This is a genomic window from Halomonas smyrnensis AAD6 (genome assembly GCF_000265245.1).
Taxonomy (GTDB): domain Bacteria; phylum Pseudomonadota; class Gammaproteobacteria; order Pseudomonadales; family Halomonadaceae; genus Halomonas; species Halomonas smyrnensis.
The window spans coordinates 17,182-42,417 of sequence record NZ_AJKS02000015.1 but is presented as its reverse complement, the minus strand read 5'-3'; the positions used below and the strand labels follow the sequence as shown (position 1 = coordinate 42,417).

The window sequence follows — 25,236 nt, the reverse complement described above, 5'->3', positions numbered from 1 at the left end:
CCGCCGGCCTGCGGGTCGATCGCGCGAAGGATGTTGTCTTCCCCCGGGCATGCATGGAGGATCCGGAGTTGATCGATGAACGCCCCCGTCGTCTGCTGACGGCCCTGGAATCTCGCCTCGACGCACTGCTCGAGGCGCGCGCCGAGGATCGGGTGCAGCATCAGGCCCTGCAGACCCGGCTGGCCGAGCTGGAGCAGGGCCGTCAGGCCCTGGAGGCGCGCAACGCCGAGCTGCAGGCGAGAGCCGAGGCGGCCCAGACGCAGCGCGATGAGCTGGAAGGCCGTCTCAAGGCGGTCGAGGCGATGCTGGTCGAGTCCGAGGAGGCGAGGCTGGAGCTGGCCGAGGAAAATCGCGAGCTCGACGAGCAGAGCCGCGAGCTCGAGGCTCACGGCCGGCGGCTTCAGGCTCGGCTCGACGAGAAGGGGGCGGAACCTTCCGAGACGCCGCATCGTCAGGCCAGGGGGCTCTCCGCCCTGATGAATCATCATCGTGCCGCGACGCCCGCCGCCGACAAGGCGGAGGAGGCCGATGAGCAGCATGCGGCCCCTGCGCCGTCGGCCGGTGAGCCTGCCGAGCAGGAGACGCCATCGCCCCAGGCGCTGCTGGCGCAGTGGTATCAGCGCTACGGCGATGCCTTCTTCAAGGGCCATACCCGGCCGCTCAAGGTCGGTATTCACGAGGACCTCAGCGCCCTCGAGCCCTGGCCCGAGAAGCTGGTGCGCCGTGCGCTGGCCTGCTACGTGAACCTGCCGCGCTATCTCAAGTCGGTGCGCGAGGGCGCCGAGCGCATCGACCTCGAGGGTGCGCCTGCCGGCAGCGTCGATCGCGGTGCCGCCGATCATGCCCACAGGAAGCTGGAGAAGCTCCAGGCCGAGCGTCAGCGCAAGCCGGCCAGGCCCCGCAAGAAGCCGCACAAGTCGCGCAACGATCCTGCTTCATCCCCTGCCTCGACGGGCGACGCCCAAGCGTCCGATCCCGCGACGCCTTCCCCTTCCCGAGCCGCCGCCGTGGAGCCTTCTGCTCCGGACGAGCCCGCCGACGATCGGCTTCATCGCAAGCTCGGTGAGCTGATGGCCCGCCACAACGCGCGTTGAACTCATCCCCGCCAGCGTTGACGCTGGCGGGGCATTCCGTCGTTTGTCTGACTTGAAACCGTCATATCGCCGCGGCATGATGAGTTCGCTCATCGCTACCGAACACTGTTTTAGGACAGGTTGAATCGTGGCGTGATGCACCGACGTCATGTCTGGTCTGACGAAGGTGGCGGCGGTGGGGCGTCATGAGGCGCCTTGGCCGCGATCGTGGTGGGAACGGGCGGCGATCGGGTGATGTAACGAAGGAAAACAGTGTTTTTTTCTTGTTGCGCTCCCGTAAATCCCGGTATAGAGTTCCTTCTGCGAGCATTGGACTATAACAAGGTTTCGCCGTGGTCAGGCTCGCTGCTGCCGCTCCCCGTGAGGGACCGAGCACCAACGAGAACCGGCAACAAGACCGGCAAACCCGCCGCAAAGACTCGAAAAGAGCGCGCGGACATCGATCGAAACAGCAAGCTAGTCAAAAGGATTATCGCAATGAAAAAGACACTGTTAGCGACTGCCATCGCCGGTGCCATGGCCGCCTCCGGCGCCCAGGCCGCCACCGTCTACAACCAGGACGGCACCAAGCTCGACATCTACGGCAACATCCAGCTGGCCTACTACGATCTTAAGGATGAAAACGGCGACGGCCAGGATGAGCTTACCGACAACGGTACCACCTTCGGCTTCGCCGCCGAGCACGTCATCTACGACGGCCTGGTCGGCTACCTGAAGCTCGAGTTCGACGACATCAAAGCCGACGAGATGAAAACCGACATCGACAACGATGATTCCGGTGACACCGCCTATGTCGGCCTGAAGGGCAACTTCGGTGACGTCCGGATCGGTTCCTACGATTCCCTGATTGATGACTGGGTCCAGGACCCGATCACCAACAACGAAGGCTTCGACGTTTCCGATACCTACGTCGGCGGTGCCGAAGAGACCGACAAGGTCACCTACACCTCTCCCGTCTTCAGCGGCCTGCAGTTCGCCGTGGGTACCCAGTTCAAAGGCAGCGCCGAGTCCGAGAACGTTACCGATTCCGGTGACGCCTCCTTCTTCGGTGGTGTCAAGTACGCGGTCGGCGCCTTCTCCATTGCCGCCGTCTACGACAATCTCGACACTTATGAGAGTACTGCTGGTGAATACACCGGTTCTTACTCCATCGACCAAGATTCCGGTCAGATTGTTCAGGATGATGATTCCGAAGCTCGTGATGAGTTTGGCGACCGCTACGGTGTGACCGCTCAGTACACCATCGACAGCCTGCGTCTGGCCGCCAAGTACGAGAAGTTCGATTCCGACTTCGAGAATGACGATATTGAATTCGCCGCTCTGGGTGCTCGCTATGGCTACGGCATGGGCGACGTCTACGGCGCCTATCAGAACGTCGATTCGGATGCTTCTGACGACGATCGCGACGAAGTCATCATCGGTGCCACCTACAACATCTCCGATGCCATGTACACCTGGGCCGAGGCTCAGTGGCTGGACAAGGAGAACGATGAAGACGACGGCGTTGGCGTGGGTATCACCTACCTGTTCTAATCCCGCCGGCAGGGGTATCCTGCTGCAGGGTTGATATCGAAAGCCGATCCCCCGGGATCGGCTTTTTTATTGAGGGCAACAAGCGAGCAAGCGAGGTGTTATGAAACGGCCGATCGTGACCGCGAGCCTGCTGGCACTGGGCGTGACGCTCTCCGCCGCCCCGGTGCTGGCCAGCGAGATGGAAGAGCGCTTCCGCGAGGAAGGCAAGGGCATGGACCTGACGGGCTTCTTCAATGCCCAGACCGATGCGCACAGCCGCAGCTTCAAGTTCGGTGGCGTCAACGAGCATGCCTTCACGGTGGACGAGGCGGGGCGTTACCGATTCACCAGTCGGGTAACGTCCGGCTACTCCGATGACTATCGCATCGCCGCGGTGCTCGAGAACGAGCGCGGTGAGGTGATCGCCCGCAGCGAGGCGCTGGGCCAGAACGGCGGTCTGGAGATGCGCCAGCAGCTGGCGCCGGGCGACTATGTGCTGCGTGTGGAGGGGCGGCGCTTCGGCACGCGCGGCAAGGCCGGCGATGGCTTTTCCGTGCATGTGGCCGGGCTGGACGACCAGGGGCGCGTCATCGAGGACAGCGTCAATGACGGCGAGGGCATCTTCTTCACCGGCCAGAACCGCCAGGGCGGCGATTCCGTCTTCGTGCGCGGTGGCGATGCCGTGGCGACCCTCGGTGGCGGAGCCGCGGCCTCTCAGGCGGCGACGTCCGGCGATTCGGCGGCCGGCTCTGCCGCGGCCGGTGCCGCTTCCGGCAGCGTCGACTCGGCGGCAAGCGACACCCGTCAGGCCCCGGAGGCCGAGCCTGCGCAGCGCGCCGGCTTCGAGACCATCGTGACCGACGTGAAGATCCGTGCCCGCGGCGAGGTGCTGACCTTCAACGTGGCCGAGCAGGGCAGCATCGCCATCACCACCTCGACCTTCCCCACCGGCTACGAGGACACCTACCGGATCGAGCTGGAAGTGCTCGACGCCTCGGGCAGCGTGGTGGCCGAGGGCGCCGGTCAGGGCTTCGACGGTGACGTGGACATGACCACCGAGCTGGCCCCGGGACGCTATCGCATCCGGGTGCAGGGTCAGAAATTCGGTAACGCGCGTGAAGGCGTCAACAACTACGAGCTTCGCGTCGAGAAGCGCTGAGCGTCGAACAGAGGGGCGCCGCTCGGCGCCCCGTTCACTGTCGGCCGGTGCGTCAGCTGTCCGTCTCCTCCTCCATCATCATGTGGATCAGCTCCTGGAGCTCCTTCACCTGCTGCTCCAGCGCCTCGACGCGATCCTCGGCGGCGGCTTCATCGGCCCGCTGGTTGATCTCGTTCATCTTCTCCTGAAGCACCTCGGAATCCATGGCGTGGGCGGCGCCGCCCATCATCAGCATGGTCAGGAAGCCTGCGATCATCATCTTGATGTTCATGGGACACCTCTAGGTTCGTGGAGTAGGGCACCGGACCCGTCGCCGGGTCTTGCCTGATTAGTGTCACCGCCATCGCCTTCCTTACAGGGTGTTCGAGCCTGATAGTGCCGATACCCGCCGAGCGCCGAACCGAGGCGGGTCGCCAGGCCTTTTCCGCATCGGGCCTGTCGATGCTGTCTCGCCCCGGTTGTTCCGCCTGCCTTCCCGCCTTTCTTACGGCGTCGCCGGCCAACAGCGGGTGCAGGAGGATCGGTGCCCCAAGGCGTCGACAAAAGGGGAGGTCAGAAAACTCCGCGTGGTCTGATAGAGTGGCAGTGGCCCGTCATATGGAGATGATTCGTGCCGTATCCATTCTCGTCCTACCGGCGTCACGCCCAGTCGCTGAAGGGGCGCCTGATGCTGGGGTTGGTGGCTACCTGGATCGTGGTGATGGCCCTGCTGCTCCTGTTCGGCTGGCGAACCGGCGATGACTTGCTGGAGTCCTCCAACAACACGCATCTGCGCTATGAGGCACGGCTGATCGCCGACGACCTGACGAACCAGGCGCAGTCGCGCCTCGGTGCCCTGGAGCGTCTGGGCGCCGAGCTCGATGACGGACATGGCGCGGCCACCGTCCAGGATCAACTCCATCGCAACGCTGCCCTGCTGGAGTGGTTCGATCGGCTCGTCGTCATGGGAGCCGACGGCCGCGTGATGGCGGTATGGCCGGAAATGACAGGCACGCAGGGCGTCGACCTGTCATACCGCGACTACTTCCGGCAGGTGCGCGATTTCCGTCAGCCCTACGTCAGCGAACCCTTCGTATCGTTCATGAGCGAAATCCCGATGGTCATGTTCACGGTGCCGCGGCTGGATGTGCAGGGGCGCTTCATGGGGGTGGTCGGGGGTGCCATCCATCTGAACGGCGATCGCCTCTTCCGGCGCCTGGATCGCCTGAGACTGGGCGACCAGGGCTATGCCAGCGTGATGAGCGTTGGCGGCACCTATCTCTATCACCCGGAGGACGATCAGGTGCTGCGCACGGTGCCGGAGGACGAGCGGAGCGACGCGCGGGCCCTGGCCCTGCTCGGCTGGGAGGGCGAGGTGCGTGAGCCCTTGCCCGATCACGGCATCGGCTACCGGGCCTATCGCCAGATCTGGCCGGCCAACTGGATCGTCAGCGTGACGCTGCCCCGCGATCAGGTCATGGCGCCGCTGGCGGGCTGGTTGCAGCGCCTGGGGTGGTGGTTCCTGCCGGTCGCCTGCCTGCTGCTGCCGATGATCGGCTGGGTGCTGTGGCTGACGCTTAGGCCGCTCATGCGCCTCGAGCGGCAGATCGAGCAGGTCGGCCGTGGGCTGCGCAAGCGGGTGACGCTGAAGACCCGGATGCACGAGCTTCAGCAGGTGGCGGACACGTTCAACCGCGTCGAGGTGGAGCGCAGTCAGGCGCTGATCAGCCTGCAGCAGCGACAGGCCTTCCTCGACGCGGTGCTGGCCAGCTCGCCCGTCGGCATGTTCGTGACCGACACGGCGGGCAACATGACGTACATGAATCCGGTGTTGATCGAGCTGACCGGCTTCTCGCGGGTCGATGACGCCAGGAGGGAATGGGCGGCATACGTTCATCCCGATGACCGGGATACCCTGCTGGAGCTCTGGCGGTATCACATGGCGAGTGGCGAGGGCCTCAAGCAGCAGTTCCGCTATTGCCGGCAGGGCGGTGAGCTGCTGTGGCTCGAGGTGCATGCGGGGCCGGTGGCCGACGGGGGCGAGGCGCTGGGCTTCGTCGGCACGGTGAAGGACATCACCGCGCGGCGCGAGGAGGAGGCGATGCGCCAGTGGGAGGCCGAACACGATCCGCTGACGGGGCTGCTCAATCGTCGCGGCTTCGAGCGCCGCCTCGAGGAGGCGCTGGTCGACTGGCGCAAGACGGGCACGCCGTCCTCGCTGATCCTGTTCGATCTGGATCATTTCAAGCCGATCAACGACGAGGGGGGGCATGCCCTCGGCGACGAGATGCTGAGGCGTATTGCCCGGGTGATCGACCGGGAGGTGCGCGGCAGCGATCACGTGGCGCGCCAGGGCGGCGACGAGTTCGCGGTGCTGCTGCCCAGCTGTACGCCGCAGCACGCCGAGAAGATCGCCCGGGCCCTGGTCGATGCCGTGGGACGCGTCGACGTTCAACACGAAGGCCGAACGTATCGGGTCACGCTGAGCCTGGGACTGACCAGCTTGCGCGAGGGCGACCAGCGCATCGCCGCCGTGATCGAACGCGCCGATGCCGCCAGCTATCGTGCCAAGCGAGCAGGTCGCAACCGCGCCGTGGTCTGCCATGAGGCATCGGATGACGGTTCGTTGCTGAAGTAAAAATAAGCGTGTGAAGGGGTTGTGCGATCGGCTCGTCGTCTCCATATCCCTGGCAAATCGCGACGCGCGCCAAGGGGTGTCCGTAGGCTCCCGGCGTCGCGATGCCGCTCAACCGATGCTGTGCAAGGAGACGCGACATGTCCGTCGATACCCTGTTGACCCCGTTTCGCCTCGGCGAACTGACGCTGCCCAACCGAATTCTCATGGCGCCGTTGACCCGCGCCCGCACGCCGGACAGCGTGCCCGGCGAGGCGCAGCAGGCCTACTATGGCCAGCGGGCCGGTGCCGGCATGATCATCAGCGAGGCGACCAACATCTCGCCCACCGCGCGCGGCTACGTCTATACGCCGGGCATCTGGACCGACGAGCAGGAGGCCGGCTGGAAGGGCGTCGTCCAGGCGGTCCACGCCAAGGGCGGGCGCATCGCGCTGCAGCTGTGGCACGTCGGCCGCGTCTCTCATGAATGGGTGCAGCCGGACGGTCAGGCCCCGGTGGCGCCCAGCGCGATGGACGCGGAAGGCGCGCAGTGCTTCGTCGAGTTCCCGGACGGCAGCGCCGGCCGCCATCCCACCAGCAAGCCCCGTGCGCTCGAGACCGACGAGCTGCCGGGCATCGTCGAGGACTATCGCCAGGCGGCCAAGCGCGCCGATCGCGCCGGCTTCGATATGGTCGAGGTGCATGCGGCCAACGCCTACCTGCTCAACCAGTTCCTGGCCACCGGCACCAACCATCGCACCGACCGCTACGGCGGCTCGCTCGAGAACCGGGCGCGCTTCCCGCTGGAGGTCATCGATGCCGTCGCCGAGGAGGTCGGGCCGCAGCGTGTCGGCGTGCGGCTGACGCCCTTCATCGAGCTGTTCGGCCTCACCGATGACGAGTCCGAGGCCATGGCGCACTATCTGGCCGAGCAGCTGTCCGCGCGCGGCATCGCCTACCTGCATCTCAACGAGCCCGACTGGGCCGGCGGCGAGATCCAGTTCACCGACGACTTCCGCCGCAGCATGCGCGAGCGCTTCGCCGGCAGCCTGATCTTCTGCGGCCACTACGACGCCGAGCGTGCCGAGCGCCTGATCGAGGCGGGCATCGCCGATGCCGTGGCCATCGGTCGGCCCTATATCTCCAACCCCGATCTGGTCGAGCGCATCCGCACCGGGGCGGCCTGGAACGAGCCGAATCCGGAGACCTTCTATGGCGGCGGGGCCGAGGGCTATACCGACTATCCGTTCCTCGACAACGGCCACGACCGTCTGGGCAGCGAGGGCTGAGTCGCCTTGCCGGCCGTCGGCGCTGCGGCGTCGGCGGTCGGGACCATCGACGTGGCTGCCGATAAACGCGCGGCTTCACCCGCGAGCAGGACAGGCGTCCTGTCGATAGCGGGGCATCGAGAGATAAGGCAGGGGGGAAGGGCGTGGCGCCCCCATCAGGATTCGAACCTGAGACCTTCCCCTTAGGAGGGGGACGCTCTATCCAGCTGAGCTATAGGGGCGAAACGAGCGCTAGTATAAGCGCCTGAGCTGGCAAGATAAACCCGTCACGGCGGTGCCGTGGCGGCGCCTTCCCGGGTAGAATGCCGTCATCACCGATGCGGATGAAGTGGCATGCCCGAGCCGTCCTCCTTTCTTTCCCCGGCGGGAGACCGCCACTTCGATGGCCTGGCCGACAAGTTCGCCGCCAGCCTCTACGGGGGCCTGCGCGGCGAGCTGCGCCTGGCGCTGCTCGACCGCCTGCTGCCCGAGATGCTCGACCTGCACGGCCAGCCGGCGCTTGAGGTCGGCGGCGGACTCGGTCAACTGGCCGGCTGGCTCGTCGAGCGCGGCCATGCCGTCACCCTGTGCGAGCCCGCCGACGAGATGCGCGAGCGCGCCCGGCAGGCGCTGGCCGACCATCCGGTGTGTTTCATGGAGGCACCGCTGCAGTCGCTGCCCGAGGCGGCTCCCGGCCCCTGGCCATTGATCACCTGCCACGCGGTGCTCGAATGGCTGGGCGATCCGCGGGCGGCGCTGGCTACCCTGGCCGGGCTGCTGGCCCCCGGCGGCCAGCTGTCGCTGATGGTCTTCAATCGCGATGCGCTCAGGCTGTCCAACGTGTTCAAGGGCAACCTCGAGAAGGCCCTGGCCGACCGGCTGGAGGGCAAGGGCCAGCGCAAGCGCCTGACGCCGATCTCGCCGCTGACCCATGATCAGGTCGTGGCCTGGGCCGCCGAGATGGGGCTCGAGGTGCGCGCCACGGCCGGCGTGCGCGTCTTCCATGACTACCTTCGCCAGCCGCCCCAGACCGAGGCCGAGCGCCGCGATCTGCTGGCGCTGGAGTGGCAGTACTGCCGCGTCGATCCCCACTGGCGGCTGGGCCGCTACCTGCTCTACACCCTGATTCGCCCCGAGGAGCCCGTGCGATGAATGCCGAGACCCCCGTCTGCCAGCTGCTGCAGCGCCAGGACGCCGACTATCGCGGCTGGCTGTGGGTGGCGCCGCCCCGCGATGCCTGGCTGGAGGGCGGCGAGGGCGTGCTGCTGGCCGCCGACCAGGCGGTGCTGACGGCCTGGCGCCGGCGCGGCCGGCCGGCGCTCTCGCCCTTCGACGACGATACCCCGGCGCCGCCCGGCGTGGTGCTGTTCTGGCCCAAGGCCCACGCCCTGGGCGAATGGTGGCTGCTGTGGCTGTGCGCGCGGCTGCCGGCAGGCACGCCGCTGCAGGTGGTGGGCGAGAATCAGGGCGGCATCAAGCGGGTGCTCAAGGTGCTGGCGGCGCTGGGCCTCGGGTGCCGCAAGGTCGACAGCGCGCGGCGCTGCACCCTGTTCGCCTCGAGCCTCGACCGTGTCGCCCTCGACCCCGACGCGGCCTGGACCTCGTTCGAGGCGGAGCTCGGCCGCGAACGCCTGACCCTGGCCAGCCATCCGGGCGTGTTCGGTCACGGCAAGCTGGACGACGGCACCCGGTTGCTGCTCGAGCGGCTGCCCGAGGCGTTGCCGGCGACGGGGGAAGTGCTGGACCTGGGTTGCGGCGACGGCATCCTCGCCGCCTGGCTGGCGCACCGCGGCCATGGCGTGACCGCCGTCGACGTCAACGGCTTCGCCGTCGAGGCCACCCGGCGCACCCTGGCCGCCAATGGCCTCGACGGCGAGGTGCTGGCCGGCGATGTCTTCGACGGCCTCGGCGCCCGACGCTTCGATGCCATCGTCAGTAACCCGCCCTTCCATCAGGAGCGGGCCATCGACTACGGCCCCGCGGGGCGGCTGATCACCGAGGCGCCGAAGCACCTGCGCCCGGGCGGGCGGCTGGTGCTGGTGGCCAACGCCTTCCTGCCGTATCCCGAGCTGCTGGAGCGGGCCTTCGGCGGCTTCGAGGTGCTGGCCGACGATCGACGTTTCCGAGTCTATTCGGCCCGCGTCCAGGCCGGGCGAACGTCATGAGCGACGCGCTCACGAACGATGCGACCCAGGCCCGCCGGGCGTCCCCGGCGGGCCTGGGTCGAGCGGGCCCGATGGCCGGGTGAGGGCTTACTGGGCGGTGGTCTGGCCGCCGTGGCTGTTCATGTCCGTGGAGCCCCCCATCTCGCCGGTGCCGCTCATGTTCCCGGCACCGCTCATGTCACCCGAGCCGGACATGTTGCCGGAACCGCCCATGCCGCCGGTGCCCATGCCGGCCGAGCCGCCCATCTCGCCGGAACCGCTCATGCCGCCCTCGGCGCCGCCGGGCAGCGTCTGACGCGCGGCCTCGAACTCTTCGCGGCTGAGGGAGCCGTCGCCGTTGGTGTCGGCGCTCTCGAGGTCGATGCCGTCCACGACGAGGGCCTCCTCGGCGCTCAGGATATCGTCGCCGTTGAGGTCCAGCCGGTCGAAGGACGGCGGGTTGGCGATGGCGGCACCGGCGCCGAGCAGGGCGAGGGGAAGCAGGGTCGTCTTCAGCAGCGTCTTCATGGGATTCCTCCTGGGATGCGTGCTTGGCGTACCACGAGCCGATGGGCTCGTCTGCCTTCTCTCAAGCCAGCGCCATGCCATCGGTATGATATTTCCCGCCATAACAGTCACTTGGCTCGATCTGTGCCGGCACGTGGCGAGCCTGCATGGTCCCGTGGTGACCGTAAGCGTTGGCCCCCGGCGACGGTCTGTCGTTCATTCTTCGTTCAGGTGACTGATATCAAAGGTTTTGTTGCTGTCGCCATCGCGCGTATCGCCGCGACATCGCTCACCGGTGACGCGGGAGGGAGGCCGCTCAGGGCCGGCGATAGTCGATCTCGGTGATGATATAGGTGGTCTCGCCGCCCGGTGCGGCCACCGTCACCTCGTCGTCCAGCGGGCGCCCGAGCAGGGCCTTGGCCAGCGGCGCGTCGACGCTGATCCAGTGCTTGCCGGTGTCGGTCTCGTCGTGGCCGACGATGCGCAGGCGCATCTCCTCGCCGTGTTCGTCTTCCAGGGTCACGAAGGCGCCGAAGAATACCCGGTCGGTGTCCTCGGGCAGCCGGTCCACCACCTGCAGTTCGTCGAGGCGCTTGGTCAGGTAGCGGATCCGGGCGATCACCCGGTTCAGCTCCTTCTTGTTGTAGGTGTAGTCGGCGTTCTCGCTGCGATCGCCCAGGGCGGCGGCCTCGCCGACCTTGGTCGAGAGGGCGGGGCGCTTGACCCGCGACAGGTGGTCGAGGATGCCGCGCAGGCGATCGGCGCCCTCGGCGGTGATCAGGTTGCTCTTGGGTTCCTGGCGCGGGTCCTTGGCGGGATCGCGCCAGCGGGTCATGTTGCGGCCTTTCATCGTCGGCGCCCTCCTGTGGGATGCGAAGCAAAGGCTTCCATTGTGAGGCGAGGAGGCAGTCGAGGCTAGATTGGCGATTGATTCAAACGTTCGTTACATTTTCATGGCGTCATCCGGACAACCACAATCACAACGCATGAGGAAAGCGCCATGTCCACACGCCGCCTGCCGACTCTCGTTCTCGGAATGGGGCTCGTGTTCGCCCCGCTGTTCCAGGCCCAAGCTCAGGCCCAGGCCCCGCAGGACGAGCTGTTCTCGCTGCGCAGCCGCTGGGAGCACACCACCACCGCGATGCCGGAGGCGCGTCGCGTCGATGCCCTCGCGTCCCTCGCCGCGGAGGCGAAGACGCTGGCCGAGTCTCACCCCGAGAGCACGGAGGCGAGCGTCTGGCGCGGCATCATCCTGGCCTCCCTGGCCCGGGAGAGCGGTGGCCTCGACGCCCTGGGGGCGGCCAAGGAGGCGCGCCGGGTGCTGGAATCGGCCCTCGAGCGGGCCCCTCGAGGGCTCCAGGGCTCGGCCTACGTGACCCTGGGGGCGCTCTATGATCGTGCCCCGGGCTGGCCGGTGGCCTTCGGCGACGAGGAGACCGCCGAGCGCATGTTCCGCCGCGCCGAGGCCATCCGCCCCGACGGCATCGACGTCCACCTCTACTACGCCGCCTTCCTCGAGGACGAGGGGCGGGACGCCGAGGCGCTGGCGCATGCCCGGCGGGCGGCCGAAGGGGTGGCTCGCCAGGGGCGCGAGGCCTCCGATGCGGCGCTGCGCGACGAGGCCAGGGCCATGGTCGCTCGACTCGAGGAGTAGGCGGGCGCCTATCGGCATGAAGGGCGAGGCGAGCGGCGAGCTTGGCAGGATTCCGTCGCACCGGGATAATGGGCGCTTTCGCGATCACCGGAGAGTTCATGTCGGAACAGGATCCACAGCACGCCGCCGATGCGCTCGATGCCGCGCCCTTCGATGCCGGCGACGTGGAGATGATCGAGCGGCGCTGCCTGCATCAGGGCTTCTTCCGCCTCGAGGAGATGCACCTGCGCCACCGCCTGTTCGAGGGCGGCTGGAGCGCGCCGGTCACGCGCGAGGTGCATCGCCGGCATGACGCCGTGGGCGTGCTGCTCTACGATGTGGAACGGGACGCCGTGGCGCTGGTGGAGCAGTTCCGCGCCGGCGCCCTGGACGATCCGGCCTCGCCCTGGAAGCTGGAAGTCGTGGCGGGGTTGGTCGAGCACGGCGAGAGCCGCGCCGACGTCGCCCGCCGCGAGGCCGAGGAAGAGGCCGGCTGCCCGGTGGGCGAGCTGATCGAGCTGCATACCTACTACCCCAGCCCGGGGGCCTGCGACGAGCGGGTCACGCTGTTCTGCGGGCTGATCGACAGCCAGGGCCTGGGCGGCATTCACGGCCTCGACGAGGAGCACGAGGACATCCGCGTGCACGTGATGCCCTTCCCCCGGGCCTGGGAACTCATGCTGGCCGGAAGACTCGACAATGCCATGTGCCTGATCGCCTTCCACTGGCTGGCGGCGGAGCGGGCCTCATTGCGAGCGAGGAGGTAGCGTGTCGAGAAACGCCTATGTGACTGACCTGAAGACCCTGCAGGGCGAGTGCACCGCCAACTACGTGCGGCTGACCCGTCTGCTGGGCGACATGGAGGTCGGCGAGACTCGCGAGGTGGAGCTGGTCAGCCATGGGCGCCGCGTCGGCGCGCTGTGCCTGGAGCTCCTCGAGCGAGCGCCCTACACCAGCATCGTGCGGGTGTCCCAGCGCGGGGTGCTCGACGGCGTGCTCGAGGCGCCGCGCATGCGCGTGCACCTCTATCACGACGTGCGCATGGCCGAGGTCAACGACTTCCAGCGCCAGCGCCACTTCGACGGCCGCTATCGCTATCCCAACGCGCGCATGCACCAGCCCGACGAGAAGCTGCAGCTCAACCGCTTCCTCGGCGAATGGCTCGATCACGGCCTGGCCCACGGCCATTCCATGGACCTGCCCGAACTGCCGTGAAGCGCCGCATGACCCCGGAAACACCCAGGCCCCGCCACAGGGCCGTCATCGAGGATGCCCCGGCCCGATGCGACTGATCCAGATCACCGACTGCCACCTGCACGCCGATCCTGCCGCCCGCTGCCGCACCGGCCTGCCGCATCGCCAGCTCGAACGCGTGGTGGCCGCCGCCGCCGGCCTGCGGCCCGACATGGTGCTGCTGACCGGCGACATCAGCGAGGACCGCACCGCCGCCTCCTACGCCGAGGCCGAGCGCCTGCTGGCGCCGCTCGACTGCCCCTGGTTCTGGCTGCCCGGCAACCACGACGACCCCGGGCTGATGGCCGACTGCCGGCCCTTCCTCGATGCCGTGGACCTGGACGCGCGCCGCCTGCTGCTGCTCGACACCCAGCGCATCGGCCAGGAGGCCGGCGAACTCGGCGAGGCGCGGCTGGCGGCCTTCGCCGCCCGGCTCGCCGAGGACGACCGGCCGACGCTCGTGCTCATGCACCATCCGCCGGTGGCGGTGGGCTCCGCCTGGATGGACGCGCTCGGCCTGACCGACGCCGCGGCCTTCTGGGACGTCGTGGCCGACCACGCGCACGTCGAGGCGGTGCTCTGCGGACATATCCATCAGGCCTTCGCCGGCCGCGGCCCGGAGGCCGCCGGCGGCGTCCCCGTCTACGGCTGTCCCTCGACCAGCGATCAGTTCCTGCCCGGTGCCGAGGACTTCGCCGTCGACGAGGCCTCGCGCCCCGGCTTCCGGGTCGTCGACCTAAGTCGCGGCGCGTTCGCGACCTGGGTGGAGCGCGTCGAACTCTGAGCGGTCGTCGAGCCCGATTGGCGATAGCGCTTTTGTGTCTAAAAAGATAGATATTAATTCTTTTACGTTATTATCGCCCTCGGGGTACCCTCTGGCGCATGATCCTTTTTCCGCCCACGTCATGCGAGGTAGCCGGGCCATGAACAGTCTTCATGCACCGACACGCGATAGTGCCGTCACGGCCGAGGGCAGCAGTGCCGCTGCGGGCCTGACGCCGCGGCGGCTGACGCATCTGCAGCAGCTGGAAGCCGAGTCCATCCACATCATCCGCGAGGTGGCCGCCGAGTTCGCCAACCCGGTGATGCTCTACTCCATCGGCAAGGACTCCTCGGTGATGCTGCACCTGGCGCGCAAGGCCTTCTATCCCGGGCCGCCGCCGTTCCCGCTGATGCACGTCAACACCACCTGGAAGTTCCGCGAGATGATCGAGTTCCGCGACCGCATGGCCGCGGAATCCGGCATGGAGCTGATCGAGCACATCAACGAGGAAGGCGTCGAGGCGGGCATCAACCCCTTCGATCACGGCTCCAGCGGCTACACCGACGTGATGAAGACCCAGTCGCTCAAGCAGGCGCTGGACAAGTACGGCTTCGATGCCGCCTTCGGCGGCGCGCGCCGCGACGAAGAGGCCAGCCGCGCCAAGGAGCGGGTGTTCTCCTTCCGCGACAAGCACCACCGCTGGGACCCGAAGAACCAGCGCCCCGAGCTGTGGAACCTGTACAACGCTCGCATCAACAAGGGCGAGTCGATCCGCGCCTTCCCGCTCTCCAACTGGACCGAGCTGGACATCTGGCAGTACATCTATCTCGAAAACATCGACATCGTGCCGCTGTACTTCTCCGCGCCGCGTCCGGTGGTCGAGCGCGACGGCATGCAGATCATGGTCGACGACGACCGCCTGCCGCTCGAGGAGGGCGAGGTGCCGGAAGAGAAGTGGGTGCGTTTCCGCACGCTCGGCTGCTACCCGCTGACCGGCGCGGTGGAATCCACCGCCACCACGCTGCCCGAGATCATCCAAGAGATGCTGCTGACCCGCACCAGCGAGCGCAGCGGCCGTGCCATCGACCACGACCAGGCCGGCTCGATGGAGAAGAAGAAGCGCGAGGGGTATTTCTAAACATGTCACATCAGTCCGAACTCATCGCCGACAACATCGAGCAGTACCTGCACGAGCACGAGAACAAGGACCTGCTGCGCTTCATCACCTGCGGCAGCGTCGACGACGGCAAGTCGACCCTGATCGGCCGGCTGCTGCACGACTCCAAGATGATCTTCGACGATCAGCTGGCGGCTATCACCCAGGCGTCGAAGAAGAGCGGCACCACCGGTGAAGAGGTGGATCTGGCGCTGCTGGTCGACGGCCTGCAGTCCGAGCGGGAGCAGGGCATCACCATCGACGTGGCCTATCGCTTCTTCTCCACCGACAAGCGCAAGTTCATCATCGCCGACACCCCGGGCCACGAGCAGTACACCCGAAACATGGCCACCGGGGCGTCCACCGCCGGCCTGGCGGTGATCCTGATCGACGCCCGCTACGGCGTGCAGACCCAGACCAAGCGCCACAGCTTCATCGCCGACCTGGTGGGCATCCGCCACCTGGTGATCGCGGTCAACAAGATGGACCTGGTCGAGTACAGCCAGGCGCGCTTCGACGAGATCGTCGCCGAGTACCGCGCCTTCGCCGAGCAGCTGGGCGCCGACGACATCCGCTTCGTGCCGCTGTCCGCGCTCAAGGGCGACAACGTCGTCAACAAGAGCGAGACCATGGAGTGGTACGACGGCCCGGCGCTGCTCGAGCTGCTCGAGAGCGTCGAGGTCCGCGCCGATCACAACCTCACCGACCTGCGCCTGCCGGTGCAGTACGTGAACCGCCCGAACCTGGACTTCCGCGGCTACGCCGGCACCCTGGAAGCGGGCGTGCTGCGCCCCGGCCAGGCGGTCAAGGTGCTGCCGTCCGGCAAGACCTCCTCGGTCGAGCGCATCGTCACCTTCGACGGCGATCTGGACGACGCCTACCCGGGGCAGGCGATCACCGTGACCCTCGAGGACGAGATCGACATCTCCCGCGGCGACTGGATCGTGGCCGCCGATGCCGAGGTGACCGAGGCCGCGGCCTTCGACGCCGACATCGTGTGGATGAGCGAGCAGGCCCTCGAGCCGGGCCGCCAGGTCGACATCCGCCTCGCCGGCCGTTCGGTGGCGGGCAGCGTCGACACCATCCACTACCAGGTCGACGTCAACACCCTGGAGCAGCATCAGGCCGAGCGCCTGGAGCTCAACGCCATCGCCCGCTGCCGCGTGGCGCTGACCGGCGAAGTGCCGATCGACAGCTACGACCGCAGCCCGGGTACCGGCAGCTTCATCGTCATCGACCGGCTGTCCAACATCACCGTGGGCGCGGGCATGATCCGCGGCGCGGCCGAGGCCGGCGGCGTGGCCGCGGGCGAGGTCGACTGGGCCGGCTTCGAGGTCGAGCTCAACGCCCTGGTGCGCAAGTACTTCCCGCACTGGGAGGCCAAGGACATCAGCCAGCTGCTCGGCCGCTGATGCCCTGATCCGCCCTGCGGGTAGCACGAGGCCCTGTCGCGCAAGCGGCGGGGCCTCGTTGTTTCCGAGGGCTTTATGGGGTCAGACCCCGGCCAAGGCTGAAGAATGACCGCCGGGGCAGCGGAAAGCGGTATCAGCGTGGCCGGTTGGCGACCAGCACCGCGCGGCGCGGCGCGGGATGACCCTCGCGGGTCCGGGTCGGATCGTCGGGGTCGAGGAAGTCGGCCAGTGACTGGAAGGTCATCCACTCGGTGGCGCGCTGCTCGTCGAGCGAGGTGTCGGCCTCGTCGACCACCCGCACGTTGTCGAAGCCGGCGCGCTCGAGCCAGCCGCACAGCGCGGCGGAGGAGGGCAGGAAGTAGACGTTGGGCATGGCGGCGTAGCGCTCGCCCGGCAGCAGCACCGTGGTGGCGTCGCCCTCGACCACCAGGGTCTCCAGCACCAGCTCGCCGCCGGGGCGCAGCGCGGCCTTGAGCTGGGCCAGGTGCTCCAGCGGCGAGGGGCGGTGGTAGAGCACGCCCATCGAGAACACGGTGTCGAAGAAGGCCAGCTCCTCCGGCACGTCCTCGATGCCCACCGGCAGGAAGTGCACCGCGCCGCCGTCGGCGTCGCCGACGAAGTGGCGCACCGCCTGGAACTGCCAGTAGAAGCGCGGCGAGGGGTCGATCACCAGCACGAAGTCGGCGCCGTCGCCGGCCATGCGCCAGGCGTGATAGCCGTTGCCGCCGCCTACGTCGAGCACCCGCCGGCCGGCCAGCGGCGCCAGGTGCGGCGCCACCCGCTGCCATTTCCAGTCGGAGCGCCATTCGGTGTCGATGGTCACCCCGCCGAGCCTGTACGGCCCCTTGCGCCACGGCGCCAGCACGCGCAGCAGGCTCTCGCTCTGGCGGCGGCGCGAGGCGTCCAGCTCGGCGTCCACCGTGACGTGGTCGGCATCGAGGCGCACCTCGCGGCCCTCCGGCAGCGGCGGCAGCTTGGCCACCGCCTTCTCCCAGGCCGGCAGGTCGCCGAAGCGCGAGCGGTCGAGGCCGCGGGCCAGCTGCTCGGGCAGCCGGGCCAGCCAGGTATCGAGCCCCTGGTCGAGGAAGGCCCGATAGAGCGGGCGATGGGCGTCGGGAATCGGCACGTCAGTCTTCCTTGAAGGCGATCAGCGAGGCGAAGTTCAGGTACTGGAACCACACCAGCGAGCGCGAGAAGCCGGCGCGGGCCAGCCGCTCCTTGTGCGCGTCCAGGGTGTCCGGCACCAGCACGTTCTCCAGCGCGGTGCGCTTCTGGCTGATCTCCAGGTCGCTGTAGCCGTTGGCGCGCTTGAAGTCGTGGTAGCGCTCCACCAGCCAGGCGTTCTCCTGCTCGTCGGCGGCCTTGATCTTCTCGGAGAGCACCAGCACGCCGCCGGGCTCCAGGGCCTCATAGAGCCTCGCGATCACGGCGTCGCGATCCTCCGGCGCCAGGAACTGCAGGGTGAAGTTGAGCAGGATCATCCCCGACGGTGCGTAGTCGAGGGCGCGGATGTCGCCCTCGATCACCGTCAGGTCGTGGTCCGGGCTCTCGGTGGAAAGCGTCTCGCGGGCGCGCTCGACCATGGCCGGGGACAGGTCGACCCCGGTATAGCGGAAGGCCGCCGGCGGCAGCTGGCCGGCCAGGGCGAGCCCGGAGGCGCCCAGCGAGCAGCCCAGGTCATAGACGTGGCCGCCGTGGCGCAGGTGGCGCCGGGCCAGCGGGCCGAGCATGGCCAGTATCTGGCCATAGCCCGGCACCGAACGCCGGATCATGTCGGGGAAGCAGGAGACCACCCGCTCGTCGAACGAAAAGCGCGCCACCCGGTCCAGGGGTGTGGAAAAGATGGCGTCACGGTAAGATGCGTCACTCATATCGCAGGGATTCATGGGCTGGAAGCCCGACATTCTACTCCCCTGTTGTCGGCTACACGACAGGATGTCCAGGAGAAATTCCATGAGCCATACCCCCATCGATCAGCAGAGGGCCTGGTGTGCCCTCGCCGAGCATGCCGCCGGCATGGGGCGCCGGCACCTGCGCGATCTTTTCGTCGAGCAGCCGAGCCGCTACGAGACCTTCGGCCGCAGCGCCGCGGGGCTGACCCTCGACCTCTCCAAGCAGCGCTGGACCGACCAGACCCTCGAGCTGCTGCTCGACCTGGCCCGCGAGGCCGACGTGCCCGAGGCGATCCGCGGCCTGCTGGCCGGCGAGCGCGTCAACCGCAGCGAGGACCGCCCGGCGCTGCACACCGCGCTGCGCCTGCCCGCCGATGCCCGCCTCGAGGTCGAGGGCCAGGACCTGGTCGCCTCGGTCCACGCCACCCTGGATCGCATGGAGGCCATGGTCGAGCGCTTCCACAACGGCCAGTGGCGCGGCGCCACCGGCAAGCCGATCCGCGACGTGGTCAACCTCGGGGTCGGCGGCTCCGATCTGGGGCCGCTGATGGTCACCCATGCCCTGGCCGACTATCGTCCCGACGTCGAGCAGCGCATCGATGTGCACTTCGCCTCGACCATGGACGGCTCCCAGCTGGCCGACTATCTGGCGCGGCTGAATCCCGAGACCACGCTGTTCGTGCTGTCGTCGAAGTCCTTCACCACCATCGACACCCTGTCCAACGCGCGCACCGCGCGAGACTGGCTCAAGGCGCGGCTACTGGGCAGCGGCCAGGAGGGCGTCGACGAGGCGCTGCTGATGCGCCAGCACTTCATCGGCGTCTCGGCCAGCCCCGAGAAGATGAGCGAGTGGGGCATCGCCGACGATCACCAGCTGGAGTTCTGGGAGTGGGTCGGCGGGCGCTACTCGCTGTGGGGCGCCATCGGCCTGCCCATCGCGCTGGTGGTCGGCATGGAGCACTTCCGCGGCCTGCTGGCCGGCGCCCACGAGATGGACCGCCACTTCCGCGAGGCGGAGCTTGCCGACAACCTGCCGGTGCTGCTGGCGCTGGCCGGCATCTGGAACGTCAACTTCCTCGACATCCGCGCCCATTCCATCCTGCCCTACGACGGCCGGCTCGAGTATTTCGCCGCCTACCTCGAGCAGCTGGAGATGGAGTCCAACGGCAAGTCGGTGACCCACGACGGCGAGAGCGTGAGCTACTCCACTTGCCCGGTGCTGTGGGGCCAGCTCGGGCCCAACGCCCAGCACGCCTTCTATCAGCTGCTGCACCAGGGCACCCAGGCCGTGGAGTGCGACTTCATCGCGCCCAAGGTGCGCTACGACGACGTGCCGGACCCGGCCACCCGCGACCACCTGATGGGCCAGCACCGGCTGACGCTCGCCAACTGCTTCGCCCAGTCCCGGGCGCTGATGCTCGGCGACGCCGCCGTGGCCGACGACGAGGACGGCCCGCGCCCGGGCCACCGCCGCTATCGCGGCAACCAGCCCTCCAGCACCCTGCTGCTGGATCGCCTCACGCCCCAGACCCTGGGCGCGCTGGTGGCGCTCTACGAGCACAAGGTGTTCGTGCAGGCGACGATCTGGGACATCAATCCCTTCGACCAGTGGGGCGTGGAACTGGGCAAGACCATGGCCGGCGAGACCCAGCGCATCCTGCAGCACGAGGCCGGCCTCGAGGGCATGGACGACTCCACCCGCGGGCTGATCGAGGCGGTATGGGCGGCCGAGCCCCAGGCGGACGCGTGAGCGTCATGGCGCCCGTTCCTCGTGTCGGGCTGGCCATTTATACAGGGGTTCGGGTATGCTGAGCGCCGCTCTGCCGCGCGTGCCGGCCAGCGGCGTGCTCTACCTGCACGGCTTCAACAGCGGCGCCGCCTCGCCCAAGGCGGCGCTGATGCGCGAGGCCTGCGAGGCGCTAGGATTGCCTTGCGCCGCGCCGGACCTGCCTCACCGCCCCGAGCGGGCCCTGGAAGAGGCCGAGGCCCGGCTCGGTGAGCTGGGCGACCGCCCGTTGGTGGTCGGCAGCTCGATGGGGGGCTTCCTGGCCACCGTGCTCGCCGAGCGCCACGACCTGCCGGCGGCGCTGATCAACCCGGCGGTGGCGCCGGCGCGGCTGGTCGAGGCCTGGATCGGCGAGGTCTTCGTCAATCCCTACCACGGCCAGCGCTTCACGGTGGGCATCGCCCATCGGCAGGCGCTGGAGACGCTGGCGCCCGAGCGGGTCACGCCGGCACGCTACCTGCTGCTGCTGGGCACCGCCGACGAGACCCTGGACGCCCGCGACGCCTTCGCGCTCTATCGCGGCGCCCGGACGATCCTCGAGCCCGGCGGCGATCACGGCTTCTCGACGCTGGCCGACTACCTGCCGGCGATCTTCGCCCAGGGCGGCCATGCCCTGGAAGCCGGGCGGGTGGCGCCCCGCGGCTGAGCGCGCGGATTCGAACATGCATAGGACACAGACGACGCCATGACCCAATACAGTGCCAGCTCGATCGAGGTGCTCGCCGGGCTCGAACCGGTGCGCAAGCGCCCCGGCATGTACACCGACACCGCGCGCCCCAACCATCTGGTGCAGGAGGTCATCGACAACAGCGTCGACGAGGCGCTGGCCGGCCACGCCGGCAAGATCGGCGTGCGGCTGTTCGAGGACGGCGGCGTCGAGGTCAGCGACGACGGGCGCGGCATGCCCATCGACATCCACCCGGAGCACGGCGTCTCCGGCATCGAGCTGATCATGACCAAGCTCCACGCCGGCGGGAAGTTCTCCAACTCGAGCTACCGCTTCTCGGGCGGCCTGCACGGGGTCGGCGTCTCGGTGGTCAACGCGCTGTCCAAGCGCCTCGAGGTCGAGGTGATCAAGGGCGGGGAGCGCCACGGCATGGCCTTCGAGCACGGCGAGCTGGCCTCGCCGCTGGAGGTGATCGGCAGCGCCGCCAAGCGCGCCACCGGCACCATCCTGCGCTTCTGGCCGGAGGCCAGCTACTTCGACTCGCCACGGCTGTCGCTGTCGCGGCTCAAGCACCTGCTGCGCGCCAAGGCGGTGCTGTGCCCGGGGCTCGAGGTCTCGCTGACCGAGGCCGACGGCACCCAGAGCGTGTGGCAGTTCGAGGACGGCCTGCGCGACTACCTGGCCCAGGCCACCGACGGCTATGAGGTGCTGCCGGCCTCGCCCTTCGTCGGCCACTTCGCCGACGAGGAGCACGGCGTCGACTGGGCCGTGCAGTGGCTGCCGGAGGGCGGCGAGCCGCTGCTCGAGAGCTACGTCAACCTGATCCCCACGCCCCAGGGCGGCACCCACGTCAACGGCCTGCGCGCCGGGCTGCTCGAGGCGCTGCGAGAGTTCTGCGACTACCGCAGCCTGTTGCCGCGCGGCGTCAAGCTGACCGCCGAGGACCTGTGGGAGCGGGTCTCCTTCGTGCTCTCGGTGAAGATGCTCGACCCGCAGTTCGCCGGCCAGACCAAGGAGCGGCTGTCGTCCCGCGCGGTGGCCGGCTTCGTCTCCGGGGTGGTCAAGGACGCCTTCTCGCTGTGGCTCAACCACCACGTCGACCAGGCCGAGGCGCTGGCCGAGCTGGTCATCAGCGCCGCCCAGCGGCGCCAGAAGAGCGCCAAGAAGGTGGCGCGCAAGAAGGTCACCTCGGGCCCCGCGCTGCCCGGCAAGCTGGCCGACTGCTCGGGGCAGGACCCGGCGGCCAGCGAGCTGTTTCTGGTCGAGGGCGACTCGGCCGGCGGCAGCGCCAAGCAGGCCCGCGACCGCGACACCCAGGCCATCCTGCCGCTGCGCGGCAAGATCCTGAACACCTGGGAGGTGGAGGCCCACGACATCTACGGCTCCCAGGAGGTCCACGACATCGCCGTGGCGATCGGCATGGACCCGGGCAGCGACGACCTCGGCAAGCTGCGCTATCACAAGATCTGCATCCTCGCCGACGCCGACTCCGACGGCCTGCACATCGCCACGCTGCTGTGCGCGCTGTTCGTGCGCCACTTCCCGGCGCTGGTCGACGCCGGCCACGTCTTCGTGGCCATGCCGCCGCTGTACCGCATCGACCTGGGCAAGGAGGTCTTCTACGCCCTGGACGAGAGCGAGAAGGCGGCGATCTTGAAGCGCCTGGAGGGCAAGCGCGGCACGCCCAACGTGCAGCGCTTCAAGGGCCTCGGCGAGATGAGCCCGCTGCAGCTGCGCGAGACCACCATGGCCGCCGATACCCGCCGCCTGGTGCAGCTGACCCGCGAGGAGGGCGACGGCACCCTCGAGATGATGGACATGCTGCTGGCCCGCAAGCGCGCCTCCGACCGCAAGAGCTGGCTTGAGGATTACGGCAACCTCGCCGACATAGACGTCTAGCCGCCGAGCGACAAGCGACAAGCGCCAAGGAGAGCGGCGCTGAGGCAGGTCTGAGCGAGGCTCCTTTTTCAGGGAGGAAAAAGGGAGCGCCCAGGGGCGGGTTTTCCGCGTCCTCGCGAGGGCCTGGCGACAGCACAGCCGCGATAAGCGGCCACCGGTGCCGATACGTTTTCAGTACGATTCCACGATCGTGAATAGGGTCGAATTGCCATGACCATGGATATCCAGGTGGCGGAGGGCGACGTCGAGCGCCTGTCCCTCCGCGAGTACACCGAGAAGGCGTACCTCGACTACTCGATGTACGTCATCCTCGACCGGGCGTTGCCGCACATCGGCGACGGCATGAAGCCGGTCCAGCGGCGCATCGTCTACGCCATGCGCGAGCTGTCGCTGAACGCCAACGCCAAGTACAAGAAGTCGGCGCGTACCGTCGGCGACGTGCTCGGCAAGTTCCACCCCCACGGCGACAGCGCCTGCTACGAGGCCATGGTGCTGATGGCGCAGCCGTTCAGCTATCGCTATCCGCTGGTGGACGGCCAGGGCAACTGGGGCAGCCCCGACGATCCCAAGTCCTTCGCCGCCATGCGCTACACCGAGGCGCGGCTGTCCAAGTTCAGCGAGACGCTGCTCAGCGAGCTGGGGCAGGGCACCGTGGACTGGACCGCCAACTTCGACGGCACCATGCAGGAGCCGGTGGTGCTGCCCTCGCGGCTGCCCCACGTGCTGCTCAACGGCGGCACCGGCATCGCCGTGGGCATGGCCACCGACATCCCGCCGCACAACGTGGGCGAGGTGGTCGAGGCCACCTGCCACCTGCTGCGCCACCCCGAGGCCACCACCGTCGACCTGATGGAGCGCCTGCCGGGGCCGGACTTCCCCACCGCCGCCGAGGTCATCACCCCGCATCGCGAGCTGCGCAAGATCTACGAGAGCGGCCGCGGTTCGGTGAAGATGCGTGCCCGCTACGGCCTGGAGGAGGGCAGCGTGGTGATCTCCGCGCTGCCCTACCAGGTCAGCGGCGCCAAGGTGCTCGAGCAGATCGCCGCCCAGATGCAGGCCAAGAAGCTGCCCATGGTGGCCGACCTGCGCGACGAGTCGACCCACGAGGAGCCCACCCGGCTGGTCATCGAGCCGCGCTCCAACCGGGTCGATATCGAGGCGCTGATGGCGCACCTGTTCGCCACCACCGACCTCGAGAAGAACGTGCGCGTCAACATGAACGTGATCGGCCTCGACGGCCGGCCGCGGGTCATGCCGCTGCCGGACCTGCTCGGCGAGTGGCTGCGCTTCCGCCGCAGCACCGTGCGCCGGCGCCTCGAGCATCGGCTGGGCAAGGTCCAGGACCGCCTGCATATCCTCGAGGGCCTGCTCACGGCCTACCTCAACATCGACGAGGTGATCCGCATCATCCGCGAGGAGGACGAGCCCAAGGCCGCGCTGATCGAGGCCTTCGGGTTCAGCGAGCGCCAGGCCGAGGCGATCCTCGAGCTGCGCCTGCGCCACCTGGCCAAGCTCGAGGAGATGAAGATCCGCGGCGAGCAGGACGACCTCGAGGCCGAGCGCGCCCGCCTGGAGGAGCTGCTCGGCTCCGAGGCCGCGCTCACCGACCTGATCGAGGAGGAGCTGCGCCAGGCCGCCACCGACTACGGCGACGCGCGTCGCTCGCCGCTGGTCGAGCGCGAGGAGGCCAAGGCGTTGTCCGAGGTCGAGCTGCTCGGCGCCGACCCGATCACGGTGGTGCTCTCCGAGAAGGGCTGGATCCGCGCCGCCAAGGGCCACGAGATCGACCCCGAGGGGCTCTCCTACAAGGCCGGCGACCGCTTCCACCTGGCCGCCCGCGGCAAGACCAACCAGCCGCTGGTGCTGCTCGACGACACCGGCCGCGCCTACACGCTGACCGCCCACAACCTGCCCAGCGCGCGCAGCCAGGGCGAGCCGGTCACCGGCCGGGTCAACGTGGCCGCCGGCGCCCACATGGCCGGGGTGCTGCTGGCGCCGCCGACCACCCGCTACCTGCTGGCCACCGACGGCGGCTACGGCTTCGTCGCCCGCCTCGAGGGGCTGACCGGCAAGAACAAGGCCGGCAAGGCGGTGCTCAGCGTGCCCCAGGGCTGCAACGTGATCGCGCCGCGGTCGATTCCGGAGGGCGAGGGCGTCAGCGTGGCGGCGGTCTCCAACGAGGGGCGGCTGCTGGTGTTCCCGCTCGAGCAGCTGCCGGAGCTGGCCAAGGGCAAGGGCAACAAGATGCTCGACATCCCCGGCGCCCGGGCCGCGCGGCGCGAGGAGTTCCTGCGCGACCTGACGCTGCTGGCGCCCGGCGAGGCGCTGGTGGTGCATGCCGGCAAGCGCAAGCTGACGCTCAAGGCCGACGATCTCGACTACTATCGAGGCGAGCGTGGCCGGCGCGGCAGCAAGCTGCCCCGGGGCCTGCAGAAGGTCGACCGGCTCGAGACAGAAGAAAAGAAATAGGGCGGTGGGGCGAGCCCGCGCCTTCGGCCTCGAAGGCAGCGAGGCTCGC

Annotated in this window: 22 protein-coding genes and 1 tRNA gene; 17 read left to right on the top strand and 6 right to left on the bottom strand. The window is 68.5% G+C overall.

The genetic code is table 11. From position 1 onward, the window contains the following. Positions 1-68 precede the first annotated feature (68 nt). The 3 genes from UYS_RS17765 to UYS_RS0213945 all read left to right on the top strand — a co-directional run bounded on the left by UYS_RS17765 (position 69) and on the right by UYS_RS0213945 (position 3,765). A complete protein-coding gene (locus UYS_RS17765; protein ID WP_237738470.1) occupies positions 69-1,094 on the top strand; it encodes a ProQ/FINO family protein in 1,026 nt (341 codons plus the stop codon). Positions 1,095-1,571: 477 nt separating this feature from the next. Beyond that, complete coding sequence (locus tag UYS_RS0213950) at positions 1,572-2,627, top strand: porin (protein ID WP_026068565.1); 1,056 nt, start codon at positions 1,572-1,574, stop codon at positions 2,625-2,627. Between the two features lie 100 nt (positions 2,628-2,727). Beyond that, positions 2,728-3,765 (top strand): hypothetical protein, encoded by a 1,038-nt coding sequence (locus UYS_RS0213945; RefSeq protein ID WP_016856132.1) that lies wholly within the window; start codon positions 2,728-2,730, stop codon positions 3,763-3,765. A gap of 52 nt (positions 3,766-3,817) precedes the next feature. On the opposite strand, the gene UYS_RS0213940 is transcribed toward UYS_RS0213945, so the two are convergent. After that, the gene (locus UYS_RS0213940; protein WP_016856131.1) at positions 3,818-4,036 is read right to left on the bottom strand and encodes a hypothetical protein; all 219 of its coding nucleotides are present in this window, start codon (positions 4,034-4,036) and stop codon (positions 3,818-3,820) included. Positions 4,037-4,375: 339 nt separating this feature from the next. On the opposite strand from UYS_RS0213940, the gene UYS_RS0213935 reads away from it, so the two are divergent. Next, positions 4,376-6,382 carry a diguanylate cyclase gene (locus UYS_RS0213935; RefSeq protein WP_016856130.1) on the top strand — a complete coding sequence of 669 codons (2,007 nt, stop codon included), beginning with the start codon at positions 4,376-4,378 and terminating at the stop codon, positions 6,380-6,382. A 137-nt stretch (positions 6,383-6,519) separates the two neighbouring features. Then, entirely contained in the window at positions 6,520-7,647 is a 1,128-nt protein-coding gene (locus UYS_RS0213930; RefSeq protein WP_016856129.1) for an alkene reductase, read from the top strand. 144 nt (positions 7,648-7,791) lie between these two features. Here UYS_RS0213930 and UYS_RS0213925 read toward each other — a convergent pair. Continuing rightward, a tRNA-Arg gene (locus tag UYS_RS0213925) sits at positions 7,792-7,868 on the bottom strand. Between the two features lie 112 nt (positions 7,869-7,980). Between UYS_RS0213925 and UYS_RS0213920 the strand changes: the two genes are divergently transcribed. Further along, complete coding sequence (locus tag UYS_RS0213920; protein ID WP_016856128.1) at positions 7,981-8,778, top strand: methyltransferase domain-containing protein; 798 nt, start codon at positions 7,981-7,983, stop codon at positions 8,776-8,778. Beyond that, entirely contained in the window at positions 8,775-9,791 is a 1,017-nt protein-coding gene (locus tag UYS_RS0213915; RefSeq protein WP_016856127.1) for a class I SAM-dependent methyltransferase, read from the top strand. Before UYS_RS0213920 ends, UYS_RS0213915 begins: the two co-directional genes overlap by 4 nt. Positions 9,792-9,878: 87 nt before the next feature. Here UYS_RS0213915 and UYS_RS17760 read toward each other — a convergent pair whose 3' ends face one another. Together UYS_RS17760 and greB are read right to left on the bottom strand one after the other, a co-directional pair. After that, on the bottom strand, positions 9,879-10,298 hold the full coding sequence (locus UYS_RS17760; RefSeq protein ID WP_016856126.1) for an EF-hand domain-containing protein: 420 nt from the start codon (positions 10,296-10,298) through the stop codon (positions 9,879-9,881). A gap of 295 nt (positions 10,299-10,593) precedes the next feature. Then, positions 10,594-11,127, bottom strand: a complete 534-nt coding sequence (gene greB / locus UYS_RS0213905) for a transcription elongation factor GreB (protein WP_016856125.1) — start codon at positions 11,125-11,127, stop codon at positions 10,594-10,596. Positions 11,128-11,277: 150 nt separating this feature from the next. On the opposite strand from greB, the gene UYS_RS0213900 reads away from it, so the two are divergent. The 6 genes from UYS_RS0213900 to cysN all read left to right on the top strand — a co-directional run bounded on the left by UYS_RS0213900 (position 11,278) and on the right by cysN (position 16,474). Further along, positions 11,278-11,931, top strand: a complete 654-nt coding sequence (locus UYS_RS0213900; protein WP_016856124.1) for a hypothetical protein — start codon at positions 11,278-11,280, stop codon at positions 11,929-11,931. 98 nt (positions 11,932-12,029) lie between these two features. Next, positions 12,030-12,677 carry an NUDIX domain-containing protein gene (locus UYS_RS0213895; protein ID WP_152478310.1) on the top strand — a complete coding sequence of 216 codons (648 nt, stop codon included), beginning with the start codon at positions 12,030-12,032 and terminating at the stop codon, positions 12,675-12,677. Between the two features lies 1 nt (position 12,678). Further along, positions 12,679-13,125 carry a DUF1249 domain-containing protein gene (locus UYS_RS0213890; protein WP_016856122.1) on the top strand — a complete coding sequence of 149 codons (447 nt, stop codon included), beginning with the start codon at positions 12,679-12,681 and terminating at the stop codon, positions 13,123-13,125. A gap of 67 nt (positions 13,126-13,192) precedes the next feature. Continuing rightward, positions 13,193-13,927 carry a metallophosphoesterase gene (locus UYS_RS0213885; RefSeq protein WP_016856121.1) on the top strand — a complete coding sequence of 245 codons (735 nt, stop codon included), beginning with the start codon at positions 13,193-13,195 and terminating at the stop codon, positions 13,925-13,927. A 139-nt stretch (positions 13,928-14,066) separates the two neighbouring features. Continuing rightward, positions 14,067-15,044, top strand: a complete 978-nt coding sequence (cysD, locus tag UYS_RS0213880) for a sulfate adenylyltransferase subunit CysD (RefSeq protein WP_016856120.1) — start codon at positions 14,067-14,069, stop codon at positions 15,042-15,044. 2 nt (positions 15,045-15,046) lie between these two features. Next, a complete protein-coding gene (cysN, locus tag UYS_RS0213875) occupies positions 15,047-16,474 on the top strand; it encodes a sulfate adenylyltransferase subunit CysN (protein ID WP_016856119.1) in 1,428 nt (475 codons plus the stop codon). A gap of 133 nt (positions 16,475-16,607) precedes the next feature. Here the strand turns inward: cysN and cmoB are convergent, their stop codons facing one another. Both cmoB and cmoA read right to left on the bottom strand, forming a co-directional pair. Continuing rightward, positions 16,608-17,600 carry a tRNA 5-methoxyuridine(34)/uridine 5-oxyacetic acid(34) synthase CmoB gene (gene cmoB, locus UYS_RS0213870; RefSeq protein WP_016856118.1) on the bottom strand — a complete coding sequence of 331 codons (993 nt, stop codon included), beginning with the start codon at positions 17,598-17,600 and terminating at the stop codon, positions 16,608-16,610. A 1-nt stretch (position 17,601) separates the two neighbouring features. Further along, positions 17,602-18,345, bottom strand: coding sequence for a carboxy-S-adenosyl-L-methionine synthase CmoA (gene cmoA / locus UYS_RS0213865; protein WP_026068562.1), 744 nt, complete (start codon positions 18,343-18,345; stop codon positions 17,602-17,604). A gap of 82 nt (positions 18,346-18,427) precedes the next feature. Here cmoA and pgi point away from each other — a divergent pair, with 82 nt between their 5' ends. From pgi to parC, 4 genes are all read left to right on the top strand, one after another. Beyond that, positions 18,428-20,116: a glucose-6-phosphate isomerase gene (gene pgi / locus UYS_RS0213860; protein ID WP_016856116.1), complete on the top strand. Its 1,689-nt coding sequence runs from the start codon at positions 18,428-18,430 to the stop codon at positions 20,114-20,116. A gap of 55 nt (positions 20,117-20,171) precedes the next feature. Next, entirely contained in the window at positions 20,172-20,798 is a 627-nt protein-coding gene (locus tag UYS_RS0213855; protein WP_016856115.1) for a YqiA/YcfP family alpha/beta fold hydrolase, read from the top strand. 39 nt (positions 20,799-20,837) lie between these two features. Beyond that, complete coding sequence (parE, locus tag UYS_RS0213850; protein ID WP_016856114.1) at positions 20,838-22,718, top strand: DNA topoisomerase IV subunit B; 1,881 nt, start codon at positions 20,838-20,840, stop codon at positions 22,716-22,718. A 210-nt stretch (positions 22,719-22,928) separates the two neighbouring features. Next, a complete protein-coding gene (gene parC / locus UYS_RS0213845; protein ID WP_016856113.1) occupies positions 22,929-25,187 on the top strand; it encodes a DNA topoisomerase IV subunit A in 2,259 nt (752 codons plus the stop codon). The last annotated feature ends 49 nt before the right edge of the window (positions 25,188-25,236 follow it).